This window comes from Cytobacillus firmus, from assembly GCF_023612095.1.
Lineage (GTDB): Bacteria > Bacillota > Bacilli > Bacillales > Cytobacillaceae > Cytobacillus.
The window spans coordinates 3,195,633-3,213,003 of sequence record NZ_CP086235.1; the positions used below are offsets into that span (position 1 = coordinate 3,195,633).

General features: G+C 39.7%; 19 protein-coding genes. 6 read left to right on the forward strand and 13 right to left on the reverse strand.

Translation table 11 applies throughout. The features are described from left to right. Positions 1-32: 32 nt before the first annotated feature. The 4 genes from LLY41_RS16065 (at position 33) to LLY41_RS16080 (ending at position 3,119) form a co-directional block, all read left to right on the forward strand. On the forward strand, positions 33-530 hold the full coding sequence (locus tag LLY41_RS16065; protein ID WP_095244088.1) for a L,D-transpeptidase family protein: 498 nt from the start codon (positions 33-35) through the stop codon (positions 528-530). 139 nt (positions 531-669) lie between these two features. Further along, entirely contained in the window at positions 670-1,278 is a 609-nt protein-coding gene (locus LLY41_RS16070; RefSeq protein ID WP_095244056.1) for a PadR family transcriptional regulator, read from the forward strand. After that, positions 1,275-2,555 carry an MFS transporter gene (locus tag LLY41_RS16075; protein ID WP_095244055.1) on the forward strand — a complete coding sequence of 427 codons (1,281 nt, stop codon included), beginning with the start codon at positions 1,275-1,277 and terminating at the stop codon, positions 2,553-2,555. Before LLY41_RS16070 ends, LLY41_RS16075 begins: the two co-directional genes overlap by 4 nt. Positions 2,556-2,651: 96 nt before the next feature. After that, positions 2,652-3,119 (forward strand): YkyB family protein, encoded by a 468-nt coding sequence (locus tag LLY41_RS16080; protein ID WP_095244054.1) that lies wholly within the window; start codon positions 2,652-2,654, stop codon positions 3,117-3,119. 121 nt (positions 3,120-3,240) lie between these two features. On the opposite strand, the gene LLY41_RS16085 is transcribed toward LLY41_RS16080, so the two are convergent. The 4 genes from LLY41_RS16085 to LLY41_RS16100 form a co-directional block, all read right to left on the reverse strand. Beyond that, positions 3,241-4,146 (reverse strand): chemotaxis protein, encoded by a 906-nt coding sequence (locus LLY41_RS16085; protein WP_304585849.1) that lies wholly within the window; start codon positions 4,144-4,146, stop codon positions 3,241-3,243. Between the two features lie 250 nt (positions 4,147-4,396). Beyond that, positions 4,397-5,716: an MFS transporter gene (locus LLY41_RS16090; RefSeq protein WP_095244052.1), complete on the reverse strand. Its 1,320-nt coding sequence runs from the start codon at positions 5,714-5,716 to the stop codon at positions 4,397-4,399. Between the two features lie 46 nt (positions 5,717-5,762). Next, positions 5,763-6,227 carry a DinB family protein gene (locus LLY41_RS16095; protein WP_286137281.1) on the reverse strand — a complete coding sequence of 155 codons (465 nt, stop codon included), beginning with the start codon at positions 6,225-6,227 and terminating at the stop codon, positions 5,763-5,765. 108 nt (positions 6,228-6,335) lie between these two features. Further along, on the reverse strand, positions 6,336-6,866 hold the full coding sequence (locus LLY41_RS16100; protein WP_095244050.1) for an RDD family protein: 531 nt from the start codon (positions 6,864-6,866) through the stop codon (positions 6,336-6,338). A gap of 276 nt (positions 6,867-7,142) precedes the next feature. On the opposite strand from LLY41_RS16100, the gene LLY41_RS16105 reads away from it, so the two are divergent. Together LLY41_RS16105 and LLY41_RS16110 are read left to right on the forward strand one after the other, a co-directional pair. Then, complete coding sequence (locus LLY41_RS16105; RefSeq protein WP_035328525.1) at positions 7,143-7,346, forward strand: hypothetical protein; 204 nt, start codon at positions 7,143-7,145, stop codon at positions 7,344-7,346. 109 nt (positions 7,347-7,455) lie between these two features. Next, positions 7,456-8,610 (forward strand): aminotransferase A, encoded by a 1,155-nt coding sequence (locus LLY41_RS16110; RefSeq protein WP_304585850.1) that lies wholly within the window; start codon positions 7,456-7,458, stop codon positions 8,608-8,610. A gap of 351 nt (positions 8,611-8,961) precedes the next feature. Here the strand turns inward: LLY41_RS16110 and LLY41_RS16115 are convergent, their stop codons facing one another. From LLY41_RS16115 to LLY41_RS16155, 9 genes are all read right to left on the reverse strand, one after another. Beyond that, entirely contained in the window at positions 8,962-9,840 is an 879-nt protein-coding gene (locus tag LLY41_RS16115; RefSeq protein ID WP_076263209.1) for an NAD(P)-dependent oxidoreductase, read from the reverse strand. Between the two features lie 174 nt (positions 9,841-10,014). Next, complete coding sequence (locus tag LLY41_RS16120) at positions 10,015-10,476, reverse strand: hypothetical protein (protein WP_304585851.1); 462 nt, start codon at positions 10,474-10,476, stop codon at positions 10,015-10,017. A 495-nt stretch (positions 10,477-10,971) separates the two neighbouring features. Beyond that, positions 10,972-12,687 (reverse strand): phosphoenolpyruvate--protein phosphotransferase, encoded by a 1,716-nt coding sequence (gene ptsP / locus LLY41_RS16125; RefSeq protein WP_095244046.1) that lies wholly within the window; start codon positions 12,685-12,687, stop codon positions 10,972-10,974. Further along, positions 12,687-12,953 (reverse strand): phosphocarrier protein HPr, encoded by a 267-nt coding sequence (locus tag LLY41_RS16130; RefSeq protein WP_035328512.1) that lies wholly within the window; start codon positions 12,951-12,953, stop codon positions 12,687-12,689. The genes ptsP and LLY41_RS16130 overlap by 1 nt, the downstream gene beginning before the upstream one ends. Positions 12,954-13,399: 446 nt before the next feature. After that, positions 13,400-13,690 (reverse strand): HU family DNA-binding protein, encoded by a 291-nt coding sequence (locus LLY41_RS16135; RefSeq protein WP_304585852.1) that lies wholly within the window; start codon positions 13,688-13,690, stop codon positions 13,400-13,402. An 83-nt stretch (positions 13,691-13,773) separates the two neighbouring features. After that, a complete protein-coding gene (locus tag LLY41_RS16140; RefSeq protein WP_304585853.1) occupies positions 13,774-14,571 on the reverse strand; it encodes an ABC transporter permease in 798 nt (265 codons plus the stop codon). A 410-nt stretch (positions 14,572-14,981) separates the two neighbouring features. Continuing rightward, positions 14,982-15,617, reverse strand: a complete 636-nt coding sequence (locus LLY41_RS16145) for an ABC transporter ATP-binding protein (RefSeq protein WP_304585854.1) — start codon at positions 15,615-15,617, stop codon at positions 14,982-14,984. A 338-nt stretch (positions 15,618-15,955) separates the two neighbouring features. Further along, on the reverse strand, positions 15,956-16,327 hold the full coding sequence (locus LLY41_RS16150) for a cbb3-type cytochrome c oxidase subunit I (RefSeq protein ID WP_304585855.1): 372 nt from the start codon (positions 16,325-16,327) through the stop codon (positions 15,956-15,958). Positions 16,328-16,478: 151 nt separating this feature from the next. Further along, on the reverse strand, positions 16,479-17,222 hold the full coding sequence (locus LLY41_RS16155; protein ID WP_304585856.1) for an SDR family oxidoreductase: 744 nt from the start codon (positions 17,220-17,222) through the stop codon (positions 16,479-16,481). Between the last annotated feature and the right edge of the window lie 149 nt (positions 17,223-17,371).

The following is a 17,371-nucleotide window of genomic DNA, read 5'->3' on the forward strand; positions in this document are numbered from 1 at the left end:
TAAATAAACCTTTTCAGAAAGAGGTGGATGCTATTTACCATATAGTAAAGCCCGGTGAGACAATGTCAGTCATTGCTCAAAATTACCGCCGCCCTTTAAGCGAGCTTTTGGCGGCAAATCCTGCCATTGTAAATCCAGGACTGATTTATCCCGGCCAGCGAATAGTGATACCAGGATTGCCTGAACCTGATTCCATACCATATACAATCATAGTTTCAAGAAGCAAAAAAAACTTAACTCTTTTATCTAACGGTGCCGTACAAAAAGTCTATCCCATTGCGGTTGGAAAAATGCTGTCTCAGACGCCAATTGGAGAGTTTGTAATTGTGAACAGAGAACCTGACCCCGGGGGTCCATATGGGGTTATGTGGCTTTCTCTGTCAAAGTACGGCTACGGAATTCACGGAACCAACAACCCTTCCTCAATTGGCCAATCTGTTTCCAAAGGTTGTATACGAATGTATAACCAGGATGTCCTCCAATTGGCACGCATAGTACCAAATGGCACAAAGGTAATAATACAACCATAGAGACGATCGTCCCTTTATAAAACTTTCGCAAAAAATTGCGAAAGTTTTATATTTTTGTTGATTTATTTGCCAACACGACATATCATAGTGATATATCATATTGATATATCGTATCGATACATTGAAAGGAGTTTTATTTTTGTCTATAGAACATACCATCCTTGCTGTACTAAGCTTTTGGCCCAGCACAGGATATAATATTAAATCAGAATTTGAACACAAAGCTGCTGGCCTATATTGGGGAATGAGCTATGGAAGCATATACCCGAAATTAAAAAAGCTTGAGGAAGAAGGTTTTATCTATGCAATAGAACAAGAAGATGAAGGAAGAAAGAAAAAAATGTATGAGCTCACTGCTAAAGGCTGGAAAGAGTTTGAGAATTGGCTGAAGACTCCTCCTTCTTTCCCCGTTATTAAAGACGAACTGCTAATGAAAATGTCAACCTGGCATGAAGATATGGATAATGAAGTGTTAATCAGCCACTTATTAAAAAGAAAAGAAGAAGCTTCAGATATTCTTAAATTCGTAAAAGAGTGGCCAAGAAATGGATATTCCTATATCACCAAGCTTGGCACTCTCTCGATCCGATATGCAGAAATGAAGCTGGAAACAGAAATTAAATGGATTGATGAATCAATCGAAACACTGCAAAAAGATAATTTACCAGATGGCCAGGATCCTCATGGCAATACAGAAAAGCTTCTGAACAGGAGAAGGATGGCCATTGGAAGGGATGAAGGAAATTGACAGCGAAATCAGGTATTTTTAAACCGCTCAAGCTAAAGTCCTTTCGCGCACTTTTTGGCGCCCAGTTATTTTCAGACTTGGGGAACTGGCTGGATTTAATTGCTTTGCAGGTTATTGTCGCTTATCACTGGGGTCTGGATGAAACCGCAATTGCCTCTGTAATAATAGTTCTCGGTCTTCCCTGGGTCATCATTGGCCCATTTGCAAGTGTGTTTGTAGACAGAATGCCCAAGAAAGCAGTTATGATTGTATGCCTCCTTTTAAGAATAGTCTTTGTAGCAGGTTTATTTTACGCTCCTAACCTATACATTCTGCTATTATTTGTGTTTTTAAAGGGAACCGTATCAGCACTTTATGATCCTGCAAGGCAGAGTGCCATCCGAATGATTGTACCTGAAAGCATGCTGCCTGAAGCAGTAACTCTGAGCCAGCTTTCAGTCAACACGATGAAAATTGCGGGGCCTGCATTAGGAGGAGGGATTATAGCTGTTTTTGGACCCAAAAGTCCTTTTCTGTTTGAAGCAGCAGGATTCTTTATAGCTGTTATCTTCCTGCTGTTTCTTCCCAGCTTAAAGTCATTTGAAGCGTCAGATAAAAAAATGGCTGGCGGCCACACAGCCAAAGGGGAATTTTGGAAAGATTTTTCCGAAGGCATCAAACATATTCTTCATACTCCCCTTTTAAAGATCTCGATTATTCTTTCTTCTGCAGCGTTTTTTATTATTTTCCTTTATGATGGGTTATTTGTTTTTATTGCAAAGGAGATTGGATTTAATGAGGGGAATTTTGGTTTGCTGATAAGTGCAGTGGGAGCAGGAAGTGTTGCGGGTTCACTTTTGCTGGGCCAATGGACAGGGTGGAATCGGAAACCCATCCATTTAATGAGTTCTTCAGCCATATTGAGCGGCATTTTTATAGCAGCAGTTGGGCTTGGAGGATTAGGTTTTCTTAATTTACCACAATTGGCCTGGATAATCGGTGCATGTCTTTTAGGCCTCTTAGGGGCGGGAGAATCTGTCCCCTACGGCTATGTTCTTCAATCTGAAACACCGAAGCAAATGATGGGCAGAGTATCTGCTGCCGCCATGTCCCTGCAGACTTTTTCCATGCTTATAGCACCTGCAGCCGGAGCTCTTCTTGCCAAACAGCTGGGTGTCTCTTTTGTTATGATTGGCGCAGGCATGGCAACGACATTATTAGGCTTCACCATGCTCACAGTTATATGGAAAAAATCAGGATCCTTCCAGTCCATAAACGGAAAGCAGCTGGATGGATAAGCTTTTCTTATATAAACCCTATCCTAAGTTGGTTTTATTGACTAAAAGGGGTATAATATAATTATATCCCTTTAAAATATGAAAGGAGATTGGAAATTGAATTCTGATAAGAAACAATATCCCCCTCTGCAGCCAACGGTTGAAAACCTCTCTCAAGCCATCTTCACCGTTAACCGCCATGCAAAGACAGCACCTAGTCCTAAATTTTTGTATAAATTAAAGCACGATGCCCTGCACAAGCTGATCAAAGAAGGTAAAGCCCAAAAAGCAGGCCTGCACTATTCCGGCAATCCTAAAAATAGCCAGCAGCAATCAGATGTTCTTGTAAAGTGCGGGAACTACTCTTTCCATCTCCCGCCCTCTAAAGAGGATTTTTCCGAGCTTCCCCATTTGGGCAAGCTGGACTCCTTCGTCCGAAATCCTAAGTCCTCCTTATCACTTAACGCAGCGAAAAAATTGCTAATGTCATATACAGGACTAAAAGAGCTAAATAGCCCGCTGAATGAAAAAAAACAGCGCTATCAAAAACCTGTATTTAAGAAATTAGGAGAAAGTTACTTTTAATTAAGAAAAGCGGAAGCGCCTGTTCACCCCCGACACCTCAAAGGGGGTAGGCCCTGGAGCTAGACATTTAGCAAAGTACCAAAAAGCTGGAATGAAAAACTCCAGCTTTTCTTGTTGTGCCTTATAACGCATGCTGATCAATTAATAGCACTAATTCAGCAATTTCCGGCTTGCTCACCTGTGCATCTGCCCCAACCATTTGTCCTTTATGGCGAAGATCTTCGGTAATCAATGAAGAAAAAATAATTATCGGGATGTCTGCAAGCATCTGGTGATCTTTCACTTTCTTTGTGAGGTGGTGCCCGTCCATTAGCGGCATTTCGATATCCGTGATCATGAGCTGTACTTCATCAGTGACATTCCGTCCGGATTCTGCTAAAGAATGCAGATATTCATAAGCCTCATTGCCGTTCTCAAAAAATTCAATCCGGGAAAAACCCGCTTCATTTAATGTATCGTTCAAAAGCTTTCTTAATAATGGAGAATCCTCTGCAATAATCAGCTTCTTATCAGATCTTTCACGCTTTCCAAGTTTTTGCACCTTCTGGATGCTGATCCCTGAATCAGGATTAATTTCAGTGACCATTTTTTCAAAATCAAGCAGCAGGACCATTGCTTCACCAAGCTTTATGATTCCGATAATCTGGCTTTCCTGTCCCTGGTACATTTCAGATGGTTTTTCAATTTGGTTCCAGGAAATACGGTGAATCTTGGAAACATTATGAACATGAAAAACAATTTTCTGCTGATTAAACTCTGTAACAATAAACTTATCCTGCTGGGGAGTTTCCGATGTAGCCATATTCAATGAAGAAGCTACATCCACTACAGGAAGCACCTCACCCCTCAATTCAATGATTCCTTCAATATTTCTATGAGAATGAGGGACAGGAGTGACCTGTACAGGGTTTATAATTTCCTTCACTTTAATCACATTAATGCCAAATTTATTCCTGCCTATCGAAAATTCAACAATTTCGAGTTCATTCGTTCCGCTTTCAAGTAAAATGCCTTTTTTCTGATCCACTTTTTTCGCCCTTCCTTTTTCATCTGCCTATATATCTAAATTCGGTGCTTCAAATTAAGTCTTCTATAGCAGAGCACTTGCCATATGATTCTTTTTCTTTATTAATATACCATGAATGGGTAAAATTTCTTATTAAATTTTCTATTTTTTAAATCATAAGTCCCCATTATGCATCAGTAGTCTTTAATGCTAAAACAATAAAAAGCAAGCCTGGAGAGGCCTGCTCTGGGATGCTATACAAGATGTACGGTTATTCAGGAATGCTTTCGTCTTTTATTTTTGAATGAACGAGCAGTCCGATTATGGTCAAAATCATTAATGAGCCTAAAGCCATTCTGCTCGCCATGTTTCCATAGCTTGCGAAGATCAGGGTAATGCTTCCGTAAATGAGCGGACCAATAATGGATGATACTTTTCCTGAAAATGCAAACAATCCAAAAAACTGTCCTCTTTTATTTTCAGGGGTTAATTCCACAATATACGTCCTTGTGGTTACCCACATGGAACCGAGGGCAACGCCAAACATGCTGCCTGCAATCCAGAACATGGCTTCATTGACAGCTCCAACCGCAATTGCCAATGCAACAAGAAGAAGGATTCCAACATACTTAACCGCTTTATTTGCCCCTTTCGCCTTGGTTATATAGCCAAATACAAAAGAACCAATTATACTGGACACCGTGGAAACCAGATATAACAAAATGAATTTTCCAGTAGTAAAGCCGACAATTGTTTTTGCATAAACGGCCATCATCGCAATCGTGGTAGCAATTGCATCATTTAAGAAAAAATAAGCAATCATGAAAGTGAAAATTGATTTATAATGTTTCATTTCTTTGAAAGTCTGCCAAACTTCCTTATAGCCGGATAAAAATGTTTGTTTTTCTTTTGGCTGATAAGGCTTATCTTTTACAAAGAAAAACAGCGGCAATGAAAACACCAGAAATAGGATAGCCGTTGGTATGAAAGATTTGTGAAAACCATCATCACCTACATATAAATAAACAGTCAGGCCAACAAGGGTTCCAATATAGCCGACAGCCACTCCAAAACCTGATATCAGGGGAATATCCTGCTTTGTTCCCAAGTCGGAAATCATTGCATCGTAAAACACCAGACTGGAATGGAAAAAAAACTTTGCAATTATAAAACAAAAAATAACAAGTGCAAGGTAAACAGGCAGCCCGAATATTTTCCCGCTAATCTGGCTGGATGCAAAAACACCCATCAATATCGTTGCCATGACAGTAATTAGCGTGAAAATCACTATATATTTCTTTTTTCTTCCTGTCCTGTCTATCATAACTCCGAACAAGGGTGAAAACAGGACAAGAAAAAAGCTTGCCAATGCATTAGAATAAGATATAAACGTACTTGCAATCTGATTTAAAACTTCATTCTCCCCTATTACTTCCTGCAGGTAAAATGGAAAGAATATTGTATTTATATTGGATGAAAAGATGGTATTCGCAAAATCATATAGTGCCCATGATACAATCGGCAGGGTCATATACAGGCGCAGGGAATTAAATTTCCCCGGCTTCTTGAGCTCCGTTTTTTCTATTTCCATGCCATCAGCTCCTTCATGTAAAAAACAGTGAGTCTGTTACCGCATTTTAAACCCTGATGCCGGCAGCCTGGATAATTTGCTTTTTATGGTGAATGTCATGTCCAATAAAATCAGCAAAATAATCACGCACAGTTAAGGAATTACTGCCTATTGTAAATGCTGTATCCAGATTTTCTTCAGTCATTCCCTCAAGTAAATGAAGGAACTTTTTTCTGACTGATAATAGTTCTTCAATTATTTCCAGTTGGGTATGCTTTTGAGCATATTCTGCTGCAGCATCATTCACATACTGAAAGTCAGGATAGCTCTCAAGCTCTGCGCCCTCTTTAAAAAATGGGAAACGCTTTTCAAGGGAATATCTATCCCAAAATAACAGATGGGCAACTACTGCGGCAACCGGCCATTTTCCGGCTTTAACAGGCTTTAGCCAGGTTTTTTGGTCAAGCTCTTTTATAGACTCCAGCCACACTGAAAAAGATTCATAGTGAGTAATAATATCCTTCTTTTGCATTTTCATCCTCCCTTTCTAAAAATATATTCTGCATGCAAGCAATAAATCCTTTTTAGTGCTGATCCTTAAAAAGCTGTATAGCAGCTAGGCCATACAGCTTTTTTTGAATTATTTTTTTACTACAACTGTGCCTGCGATTAAATCGTGCAGTGCCTGTTTTTTTTCTGTAAAGGCAGCAATGATGTAGCCGATAAGGAAAATTCCAGATAAGATCCCCATGGCCAAATATCTTCCAAGCGCTCTCCAGAAGGAAATGCGATTACCATTTAAGTCAGTAACTTTTAATCCAAGCAGCTTTTTCCCTACAGTACCCTGCCATGCGGATGCATGCAGGCCTGCAAAATAGGCAACAGCAATGACAAGATTGACAATAAAAGTTACTCCCAGTGCACCAAAATATGACCCCATGAATGCAAGAGCTTCTGCATCGGACATTTCTGCTTCCATATAAGATGGATCGCTTATCATCGTGTTAAAAGCGTCAGAAGTGCCAAAGAAGATCATAAAAATAACGATGCTTAGAATGGTAAGCGGGATTCCAACAATAATAGAATCAATTAAATAGGCCGCAAATCTGAGCCAGAATCCGCCATATTCCTTTGTGCTTTCATAAGGCTGCTTCTCTAAAGATGTCTCCACTTAAAAACCTCCTAAAATTAATTAAGCAGGAAACTTATAAACTAAGAGTATAGTTTCCACTATCTACTAATGTTAATCTCTAAATGAATTATATTCAACTATTTGTAAAATCTTACACTGATTTATTTTTTCATTTATTTTTTAAAACGTTTTCATCTTGACTATTCTGTGAACACTCTTCTAACACTGTAGACACCCTTTTACGTAAGGCATAAAATAAATCTGTAAAGCAGAAAGTAAGGTTTTACATAAATAAAAAAAGAGGTGCAATCAGGCATGAAAGGTACAGCAATCCTTTACCATGATGAAAATAAAGTTACGATTCTGGAAAATGTGGAGCATTCTGTGTTTGAGGAAATGAAAGATCAATGCGGCGATAAACATTGCCATTGTCATATAGAAAATAAAGTAATCGACTTTGGTGCTGTATCCCCGGTTTTATGGCATGAAGATGAAGTTGATTGGGATTACGGATACTAATTATATTATTGCAGGCTCTGAATAGAACTCAGGGCCTGTTTTATTTTTTGCTGTTTGCCGCTGTGCCAAAGTGTTAGAATAAACAGTATGATGATGCGAGGTGAATACATTGGAACATTTAATCAACCAAAGAGTGAAGGACATAGAAATTTCCGGAATCAGAAGGTTTTTCAATATGGTTGCCGGCACCAAAGATATGATTTCTCTTACAATTGGACAGCCTGACTTCCCTACGCCGCTGCATGTTAAAGAAGCAGCAAAACAGGCAATCGACGAAAACTTTACCTCCTACACACACAATGCGGGCGATATTCGATTGCGTGAAGCTGCAGCTTCCTTTGTAAAAACAAAATATAACCTTACATATAACCCTGAATCTGAAGTCATTGTGACATCTGGAGCGAGTGAAGCAATTGATATTGCCTTCCGGACAATTTTGGACGAAGGATCGGAAGTTATCCTGCCTGGTCCTGTTTATCCAGGATATGAGCCAATCATAAAACTTTGCGGTGCAATTCCGGTACATAGTGATATTTCGAAAAACAAGTTCCGATTTACGGCAGATTTAATCGCGGAACATATGAGTGAAAAAACAAGGTGCATTGTTCTTCCATACCCATCGAATCCGACAGGTGTCAGCCTGACGCTGGAGGAACTTGAGCAAATTGCTGCTCTTGTTAAGGGCAAAGATATCTTTATCCTTGCTGATGAAATTTACAGCGAACTGATCTATGATCAACCCCACCACTCAATCGCTTCCCTTTTACGGGAGCAAACTGTCGTCATTAATGGTTTATCCAAATCCCATTCCATGACAGGCTGGCGCATTGGGCTATTATTCGCACCGGAAAATCTGGCCAAGCATATCTTGAAGGTTCATCAGTATAATGTGACTTGTGCAGCATCTGTCTCCCAAATGGCTGCCCTTGAAGCGCTGACAGCAGGGATCGACGACGCCCTGCCAATGAGACAGGAATATGCCAAGCGCCGTGACTATGTTTATGAGCGATTAGTACAAATGAATCTGGATGTAGTCAAACCTGATGGCGCTTTTTATTTTTTTATAAAAATTCCTGATGGTTCCATGAACTCCTTTGAATTTGCCCTTTCACTTGTTGAAGAGGCAGGAGTTGCAGTAGTTCCCGGCAGTGCATTTTCCTCATATGGGGAAGGCTATTTCCGAATATCTTTTGCCTATTCCATGGACACATTAATGGAAGGGCTTAACCGGATCGAAAAGTATCTGGAATGCATTAAAATATAAATATCTAAGCGCCAATCCCTGTTTAAAGAGATGGCGCTTTTTTTTCGTATATTCCATTAAAAAAGCAAAAAGGCAAGCTCCAGCCTGCCTTTTTGCAACTATTGCCCCTGATATTCCCCATTGTTTTTTGAAGCTTTTTCCTTTTTAGCTTTATCCTTCTGAATTTTATTTGTATCAGCACTTCCAAATTCATGAGAGAATTCAGAATCAATAGCAGCAGAATCGAAACCTTTTTTGTTCTTCTGCTGAGGATCATTTTTTTGTTTCTTTTAGCCACCTGTCTAACCCCCTTTTCACTTTCTTTATTAGTTTGAAGTGAAAAAAGAGGGTTTATTCATAAAATGGGGCTTATTACTTTTCCCAATATTTATATAATGCCTGTGTACCGCTGTTTTCTTCTCCGTTTTCAGCAAGCTCAGCATACATTTTCCTTGCGAGCGAGAGTCCCGGAGTCATCATCCCCATTGCTTCAGCTTCATTTATGGCAATATTCATGTCTTTTATGAAATGTTTAATATAAAAGCCCGGTTCAAAGTTCCCCTCAATCATTCTGGGTGCCAGATTGGATAAAGACCAGCTTCCTGCTGCTCCAGATGTTATGCTTTGAAGAACTGTTTTTGGGTCCAAACCTGCTTTTTCAGCATAAACAACCGCTTCACACACCCCGATCATATTGGATGCTATCGCAATTTGATTGCACATTTTCGTATGCTGTCCGGCTCCCGCATTCCCTTGATAAACGATATTCGTTCCGAGGAGATTGAAAATCGGTTCTACAGCCAGAAATGCGTCCCTGTCTCCTCCTGCCATTATTGAAAGCTTTGCATCTCTTGCGCCGATATCTCCACCTGAAACAGGGGCATCTATTGCATATATGCGGTTTTTGCGTGCTTCTTCATATATCCTTTTGGCTAATGTTGGTGTCGAAGTTGTCATGTCAATTACATATGTATTGTCTCTGCCATTTGTGATAATGCCATTTTCCCCGAGATACACTTCCTCTACATCTGCGGGATAACCAACAATGGTAATAATAACATTTGCTTTCTTTGCAACTGCTGCAGGAGTCTCAGCCCACTCTGCGCCATGCTCTATCAGTTCAGAGGCTTTCTCTTTGGTTCGTGTATACACGACTAACGGATAGCCGGCTTTCAACAGGTGTCCCGCCATGCTCTTGCCCATAACCCCTGTTCCTACAAACCCGATAACTGTATTTTCAGGTGAAATCATGGTACCCACTCCCTTGAAGTTTCTGAATTTTTCACATTAATACTACCATTATTTTTGTTTGAATAAAAATATTAGGATCGCCAAAACGACAAAAGACCAGGCAAATACCTGGTCCATCCCCAATTTTATGCGCGTAATTTATAATACCCAAATAGAGTTAAAATTAAACACCCTTTAAAGCTGGGATGAAAAGTTGTTTAAGAATGCTCTCGCTACCACTTCATCCTCATTTATAATTTCGACGGAAACTGCATCTTCATTCACAATCATTTTTTCTATTTCGAAAACGTGCAGATCCTGTATAAGAGGAATGGGATTCATAAAAATATAGTTCCCCTTTTCATTATTGATTTCTATATATTCCCCATCAATAATAGTGTCCTCCCCATAAACAAACTCATTCGTCCCCAAGGCAGCAGCCAGCTTTTCATTATGTATGGAAACTTTTACTTTGTATAATTCTTCTTCTGATAGAATTTTTTCATTAATTTTAAACCGGAACTGCAGCTCATTATTTTTAGTCAGCAGGGCTTCAGCATGACTATTGACGATTGAATCCTGTGTATCCTGCATGCAGCCTGACAGAAGCAATGCCAATAGTGCGGTGAACATCAGGTTAATGATTCTTTTATTCATTAAGAATTCCTCCTTTTTCATTACCTTTTCCTTTACTGTCTGACAATAAACCCCAATTATAAAACTTAATTAGAATCCTTGGAAATAACAGAAATGAGCATAAATAAAAGAAGCCATTATCAGGCTTCATCAGTGTAAAACGCGGCTTAAAAATGCACTTTGTTTCTCATATAAGTCGTTCTGCTGTTTTTCTTTAATACATCTATATCGATCATGAAAGAGAAAGCTGATTATTATGGTAACCATTTTCCATCTCTCCTTTTTGTTATTGTAGCTTAATTATAGGAGAGTTTCTTATTTTGGATAACAACCATAAGATGTGATTTCAGTCATCCTTAAGACTGAGAACCATAAAAGAAAAAAATAAACCGGCCTTTAAAGGCCGGTTTAAAAGGGGAAAATGAGAATGATCAGCTTAATTAAGTCTGACCTAAGTGCTTACTTCTAATTTACCCGGGTGATTATATTTAAAACTCACAAAATGTTACAGTTCGATTACAGTTTAGCTGTTTCTTTTACAGCTTGAACTACTTCTTCAGCTGTATTCATATGAAGCGCTTTTTCAGCCAGGGCTTCCATGTCTTTTTTGTTCAGACGGCTGATTTGAGAACGGGCTTTAAGTATTGAAGTAGCGCTCATCGAGAACTCGTCAAGTCCTAATCCCAGCAGCAACGGGATCGCCGTTTCGTCCCCAGCCATTTCACCGCACATGCCAGCCCATTTTCCTTCCTTATGCGCTGCGTCAATTACCATTTTAACTAAACGCAGAATCGCAGGGTTATACGGCTGGTAAAGGTAAGAAACACGCTCATTCATGCGGTCTGCAGCCATAGTGTACTGAATTAGATCATTTGTGCCTACACTGAAGAAATCGACTTCTTTAGCGAATTGCTCAGCCATAACAGCGGTTGAAGGAATTTCAACCATAATTCCAATTTCAATGTTATCGGCAACTTGTGTGCCTTCGCTAACAAGCTTCTGTTTTTCTTCTTCAAGGATTGCTTTTCCCTGACGGAATTCATCAAGAGTGGCAATCATAGGGAACATGATTTTCAGGTTTCCAAAAGTACTTGCTCTTAATAAAGCCCTTAATTGCGTCCTGAACATATCCTGTTCTTCCAGACATAGGCGAATAGCACGGAAGCCAAGGAATGGGTTCATTTCCTTTGGAAGATTAAGATAAGGAAGCTCCTTATCCCCGCCGATATCCAGTGTGCGGACTACAACCGGTTTCCCGCTCATTCCTTCGAGTACAGCTTTATAGGATTCAAACTGCTCCTCTTCTGTTGGAAGCTGATCTCTACCCATATATAAAAATTCCGTACGATAAAGGCCAACGCCTTCTCCGCCATTTTCAACTACACCCTTCAAGTCTTTAGGAGTACCAATATTGGCAGCCAATTCAACATGATGGCCATCTGCTGTCACTGATTTCTCATTGACAAGCTTGGCCCACTCAGCTTTTTGCTCCTCGAATTTTCGGTGCTCTTCTTTGTATTCAGCAATAGCCTCCGGGGTTGGATTAATATGTACCAAACCTTTTAATCCATCCACGATAACCATGTCGCCATTATTTATTTGCTTTGTAGAATCCTTTGTTCCAACTACTGCTGGAATTTCCATGGAACGGGCCATAATGGCAGAGTGAGATGTTCTTCCGCCAATGTCAGTTGTAAATCCTTTAACGAACTGGCGATTTAACTGAGCAGTATCGGATGGTGTCAAGTCTTCAGCTATAATGATAACTTCTTCTGCAATCATGCTGGGATTCACTACTTGTACTCCGAGCAAATGTGAAAGTACACGTTTCGTTACGTCACGGATATCCGCTGCACGCTCTTTCATGTATTCATTGTCCATTTGTTCAAACATAGTAATGAACATATCCGCAGTCTCTTTTAAAGCAGATTCAGCATTTACATTTTCTGTTTTGATTTTATCTTCAATTGGCGAAATTAATTCCGGATCACTCAATACTAGAAGATGAGCATCAAAAATAGCTGCTTTATCTGCACCCAGCTCTTTATGGGCATTATCGCGGATAACTTCCAATTCACCTTTAGATTCAGCTAAAGCTGATTGAAAGCGTTCCACTTCCTGTTCAGCATTTTCGACTGTCACTTTATCAAAAGAGAGATCCGGCTCAACCAAACGGTAAGCCTTGGCAATAGCAATACCGCTTGACGCCGCAATACCATTTAAAAAGCTCATTATTCAGCCAATCCTTCTTTTTTCAATGTTTCTTCAAGGCTGTTAAGAGCATCCTGTTCATCGCTGCCTTCAGCAATAATTGTAATATCGGCACCTTGTCCAACACCTAAAGACATAACGCCCATGATTGATTTCAGGTTTACTTTCTTTTCTTTATATTCAAGGTGAATTTCTGAGTCAAATTTGCTTGCAGCTTGTACAAGCATTGTAGCTGGACGAGCGTGAATTCCTGTTTCTGCAGTTACTTTAAATTGTTTTTGTACCATATGGGATCAATCTCCTTCGTATTATTGAATATAAATTAAGATGTGCAAGGCGTTGCCTCACGAACTTAATAACGGGAACTGGAATGTTTTCAGCAAAACCAGCAGCAGGATGAAACCGTTATATTCCGTCCTATATGCTGTTTTATTTTTTCCAATGCCGAATTATTCATGTATATAGTTGTTCAAAAAGGATGAGAAAAATTAGTGCAATCATTTCTTCTCGAAGCTCCTCTGCTTTTCGAACACTTCCATAGAATCAGGTAAGATTACCGGGCTGTAATTAAGTCATCGGACAACTTACATCTCAGACAAAAGAATAGCATTTCACATTCATTTAGACAATGAAAAACCCTTAATTTTTAACGTTTGTTCACATTTTTTTGAATAAAACGCTTTCATTTGCCAAGGATTTCTACTTATCATTTCAGTTCTATTTTTTTAAAAATCTATGGCGTTTGTTGATACTTATCTTGTTTTCTAACCAGCTTCGATGTTTCTTTGTATTGAAGGACATTATAGCCTATTCTCATTTTTGAAATTGTCCCTTTAAGAGCGGTTTCATGATCGCCTTCCCGTTCCGTATAGAGTGTAACAAGATCTGAGACTGATCGTGCCAGCATTTCTATTACATGTTTCAAGTCTTCATGACGATAAGTGGTGTTGTCTTCCATTAGCTGCTCGAGGATATCCTGAGATAAGCTTTTCACTCTGTATGCTTTTTCTTTTTCAAGGTTCATCTGTTTATCCCGCCTTTTTGATTAATTTCTCAATTATATGCGGGCAAGAAGGGTGAAATGCTGTGAGCTTGGCTAAGAAAACACTAGTTTTTTCCCTCAGGAAAAAATTGGGCATCCTGATTGAAAAAGTTTTTATAAGATAGAAGGATAAATAAAATTACAGATAAACCTACACTGCCCAAAATCCCCAGCAGAATGACAATCTGATATTCAATCGCAAGCAACGGACTTACTCCCGATAATATCTGCCCGGTCATCATACCAGGCAAAAAAATGATGCCCATTCCAAGCATATTGTTTATAGTCGGCAGAACAGCGGAATCAAAAGAATGATTAACATATGGCTTAACTGCAGTTTTGGGTTCAGCACCAAGCATCAGGGCACCCTCGATCATATCTCTTTGGGAGGTAAAGGAATTCAGAAGCTCCTTTACACTCAGCGTGATGCCTGTCATGGAGTTGCCAATTATCATGCCTGCAATTGGAATAAAGTAGCGGGGATCATACCATGGCTCAAAATGAATAACAACAAAATTAAAATATATTAAACAAAATGCTGTACCTGTTATGATGGAAATCGCAATGGTTTTTTTTAGACTTACTGACAGTCTGGTTCCAGCCTGTTTATAGATTGTGTAAATTGCAAAACCTTCCATAATACAGATCACACCTAACGTTAAGAACGGATTGGAAAGTTCAAATAGATAGGTTAATACATAGCCTGCAATCACAAGCTGAAGTGTCATTCTGAAAGCAGCCATTGCCAGCATTTTTTGACGAGCGATGCCTCTCACCTTGAAGATTAAGATTAGAAGCAGTACAAATAGGTAAGCTGATATTAGTCTCCAAAGTTCAATATCAATAATTGAGCTATTTTCCATCAGACTCCTCCATAGGTGTTTTCTCCATCTCTTCCGCAGACCGGGATAAAGTGAAACTTCAATCAGCGGGGGCTTTCCTTATCCCCCACTGATTGTTAGTCACGTTCTAGTGTCGCTAAGATCTCCGCTAGCGCTTCGATCAATCGATACTACGAACCCGATTGGTTCAACTAAGCCTCTGCCTGCGCGTCGGCAAGTTTCACTGTATCTCACCAATCGGGCCTTTACATTATAAAGCGAGGCGACTTGCCTTGGGGTGACAAGCATAAGACGAGCAGATGGCGGGGAGTGCTTTTCTTCCCCTCAGCTGATTGGCTTATGACCTTGAGCCCCTAGGAGCCGCAGCTAGATCGGGCAGTTTGGGCCCCACTTATCCTCCTTTGATTCATCTGAGTCTTGAAGTGGGGGTCTTACTGCCCGTTAGACTGCGATAAATATATTCTTTCTTCTGCGAATTGTTCATTGACTGTATTGGAGTGGGTTATCATGAGTAATGAAGCTTGTTTCTTTTTGATTTCACGTATAAAGTACTCCAAAATCATCATCTCAGTGTCTTCGTCAAGTGCAGAAGTCGGCTCATCCAGCAGATAAACATCTGCTTTAAGGAGCAGGATTCTTGCCAATGCCAGACGCTGTTTTTCCCCGCCTGAAAGAGTTCCTGCATCTTCATGAAGCTCCTTAGTCATCTGCATATTATGTATAGCCTGTTTAAGTATTTCATCATCACAAGGTTTCTTTCCGTTAAGCTTATAACCCATAATCAGGTTCTCTTTTATTGTGCCCGGAAAAATTAATGGAACCTGCGATAGCATGATTACTTTTCTCCTGTGCTGGACAGAGTCGATTTCTTTCAGCGAAGTGCCTTTATAAAAAATTTCACCTGAATCAGGGGTAATCATTTTGTTCAGGGTCTTCAAAAGAGTTGATTTTCCAGCACCGCTCTCTCCGGTGATACAGGTTACTTTATCTTTTTTTATGTCAAGATGATTCACATTTATAATGTTATTAACTCTTAAATCTCTAATGGAGAATAAATCTGTTGTCATATGCCGCTCCTTTTCCATTTTCCGTATACCCTCTAGCTTATCCCCTTAATCACAAAAGCTTGCTATGGTAATTAAAATATTCCATATAAAATATTTTCACCTATTAATGTTGCCCGTTGATTTCCGCTCCAGGATGCTCAGCGAACCGCGGGGCAGGCGGTGAGCCTCCTCGACGCTGCGCGTCTGCGGGGTCTCACCTGTCCCGCTACTCCCGCAGGAGTCTCGCACCTTCCGCTCCAATCAACTCAGTAAATAATATACAAATAGCAGCAAACCTTGCGAAAACAGCCTAAAAATAAAAACGCACAGATTAAAAATCCATGCGTTTAGTATAGTGGCTATTGTTCTTTTAAGTTTTTCAGTATGTTCCAAACGAAAATTAAAATGCCGGCAGCTGTAATAGTGGCTCCAATAGCAGTACCGGGAAGAAAAGCATTATTTTCTGTAACCAGTACTAAAGACAGTGATATCATCATGATAGGAAGGCCGATATTATGAAGCCAAAAATGCCATTTCCCGGCTTTCCCTTCTGCAAGAGCAGGAAACAAGTAGTATAGAATTCCTGCCAAAGTCAAGGACGTCCATCCGAGTAAATTAATATGGACATGAACAGGACCTAATAGATAAGAATGAGTACTCGACATATAATACCCCAGAAGAATCCCCACAGCAAAGTATACGGATGAAATCTTAATCATAGTAATACCCATTGAACCCCTCCCATAAATCGTTCTAAAGCATTAATAAAATATGAGCCTATAGAACCATTTAGAACAAGGGATTTGTTCCTCTTTCTAACTTTTTCACCATCTTTATAGTTAATTTACAAAGGGTTTTTATTTAAAGGAGAATAGAAACTTATTATTCTTCATAAATCATTTTCCTTGTCATGCCTCCATCCACTGTAATATTTTCACCTGTTATAAAATCATTCTCCGGATGGGCTAAAAATAGGCAAGTCCTTGCAATGTCGCCGGGTTTTCCAACTCTGTTGGAAAAATGCTGTTTATGGTCAACCTCTCTGAGACTTTCATAATCGCCTGTTTCAATCCAGCCGGGGCTTATGCAATTAACCCTGATCCCTTTTTCAGCAAGGCTACTGGCCATCGCGTGGGTAATGGCTGCAATACCTCCTTTTGAAGCTGAGTATGCTTCTGTCCCGCTTTCTGACATTACCGCTCTTGTTGATGAAAGGTTGATAATACAGGAACCTTGTTTCATCAATTTGGCAGCCTCCCTGCTGCACAGGAATACACTTCGAAGATTCGTATTGATTACTTCCTCCCACATTTCCACACTTAAATCAAAGAACGAATGAAACTTTGATATGCCTGCATTATTTATCAGGATATCTATAGCACCAAATGCCTCAAATGATTTTGTGATTAGTTCCTTTATTTCAGTTTCTTTCTTAACATCTGTTTTAATGAACAGGCTATTCATGCCCGTTTGATTCAAATGTTCTTCTAACTGTTTTCCCTTCATTTCATCAATGTCAGCGATAACAACATTGGCCTCCTTCCTTGCGAATGACTCTCCTATACTCCCGCCTATTCCGCTGGCGCCTCCTGTAACAATGACTGTTTTTCCTTTAAAATCGTTCATGCTTGCACATCCCTTCGAAATTATCTATTGCTTTTATACCCAGTTTTCTTTGCTTTCTATTCAATTACATTGCATAGACATAGCAAAGACACCTGATATGATCAAGTGTCTTTGCTATTTGCTATTTGCTATTTGCTATTTATTTGCAG

Coding starts and splice junctions, on each gene's coding strand:
- LLY41_RS16105 (WP_035328525.1), top strand. CDS start 7,143: ATGAAAGGTACAGCAATCCTTTACCATGATGAAAATAAAGTTACGATT.
- LLY41_RS16150 (WP_304585855.1), bottom strand. CDS start 16,327: ATGGGTATTACTATGATTAAGATTTCATCCGTATACTTTGCTGTGGGG.
- LLY41_RS16145 (WP_304585854.1), bottom strand. CDS start 15,617: ATGACAACAGATTTATTCTCCATTAGAGATTTAAGAGTTAATAACATT.
- LLY41_RS16155 (WP_304585856.1), bottom strand. CDS start 17,222: ATGAACGATTTTAAAGGAAAAACAGTCATTGTTACAGGAGGCGCCAGC.
- ptsP (WP_095244046.1), bottom strand. CDS start 12,687: ATGAGCTTTTTAAATGGTATTGCGGCGTCAAGCGGTATTGCTATTGCC.
- LLY41_RS16090 (WP_095244052.1), bottom strand. CDS start 5,716: ATGGAAATAGAAAAAACGGAGCTCAAGAAGCCGGGGAAATTTAATTCC.
- LLY41_RS16130 (WP_035328512.1), bottom strand. CDS start 12,953: ATGGTACAAAAACAATTTAAAGTAACTGCAGAAACAGGAATTCACGCT.
- LLY41_RS16115 (WP_076263209.1), bottom strand. CDS start 9,840: ATGATTTCACCTGAAAATACAGTTATCGGGTTTGTAGGAACAGGGGTT.
- LLY41_RS16120 (WP_304585851.1), bottom strand. CDS start 10,476: ATGAATAAAAGAATCATTAACCTGATGTTCACCGCACTATTGGCATTG.
- LLY41_RS16140 (WP_304585853.1), bottom strand. CDS start 14,571: ATGGAAAATAGCTCAATTATTGATATTGAACTTTGGAGACTAATATCA.
- LLY41_RS16095 (WP_286137281.1), bottom strand. CDS start 6,227: ATGCAAAAGAAGGATATTATTACTCACTATGAATCTTTTTCAGTGTGG.
- LLY41_RS16135 (WP_304585852.1), bottom strand. CDS start 13,690: ATGAACCTTGAAAAAGAAAAAGCATACAGAGTGAAAAGCTTATCTCAG.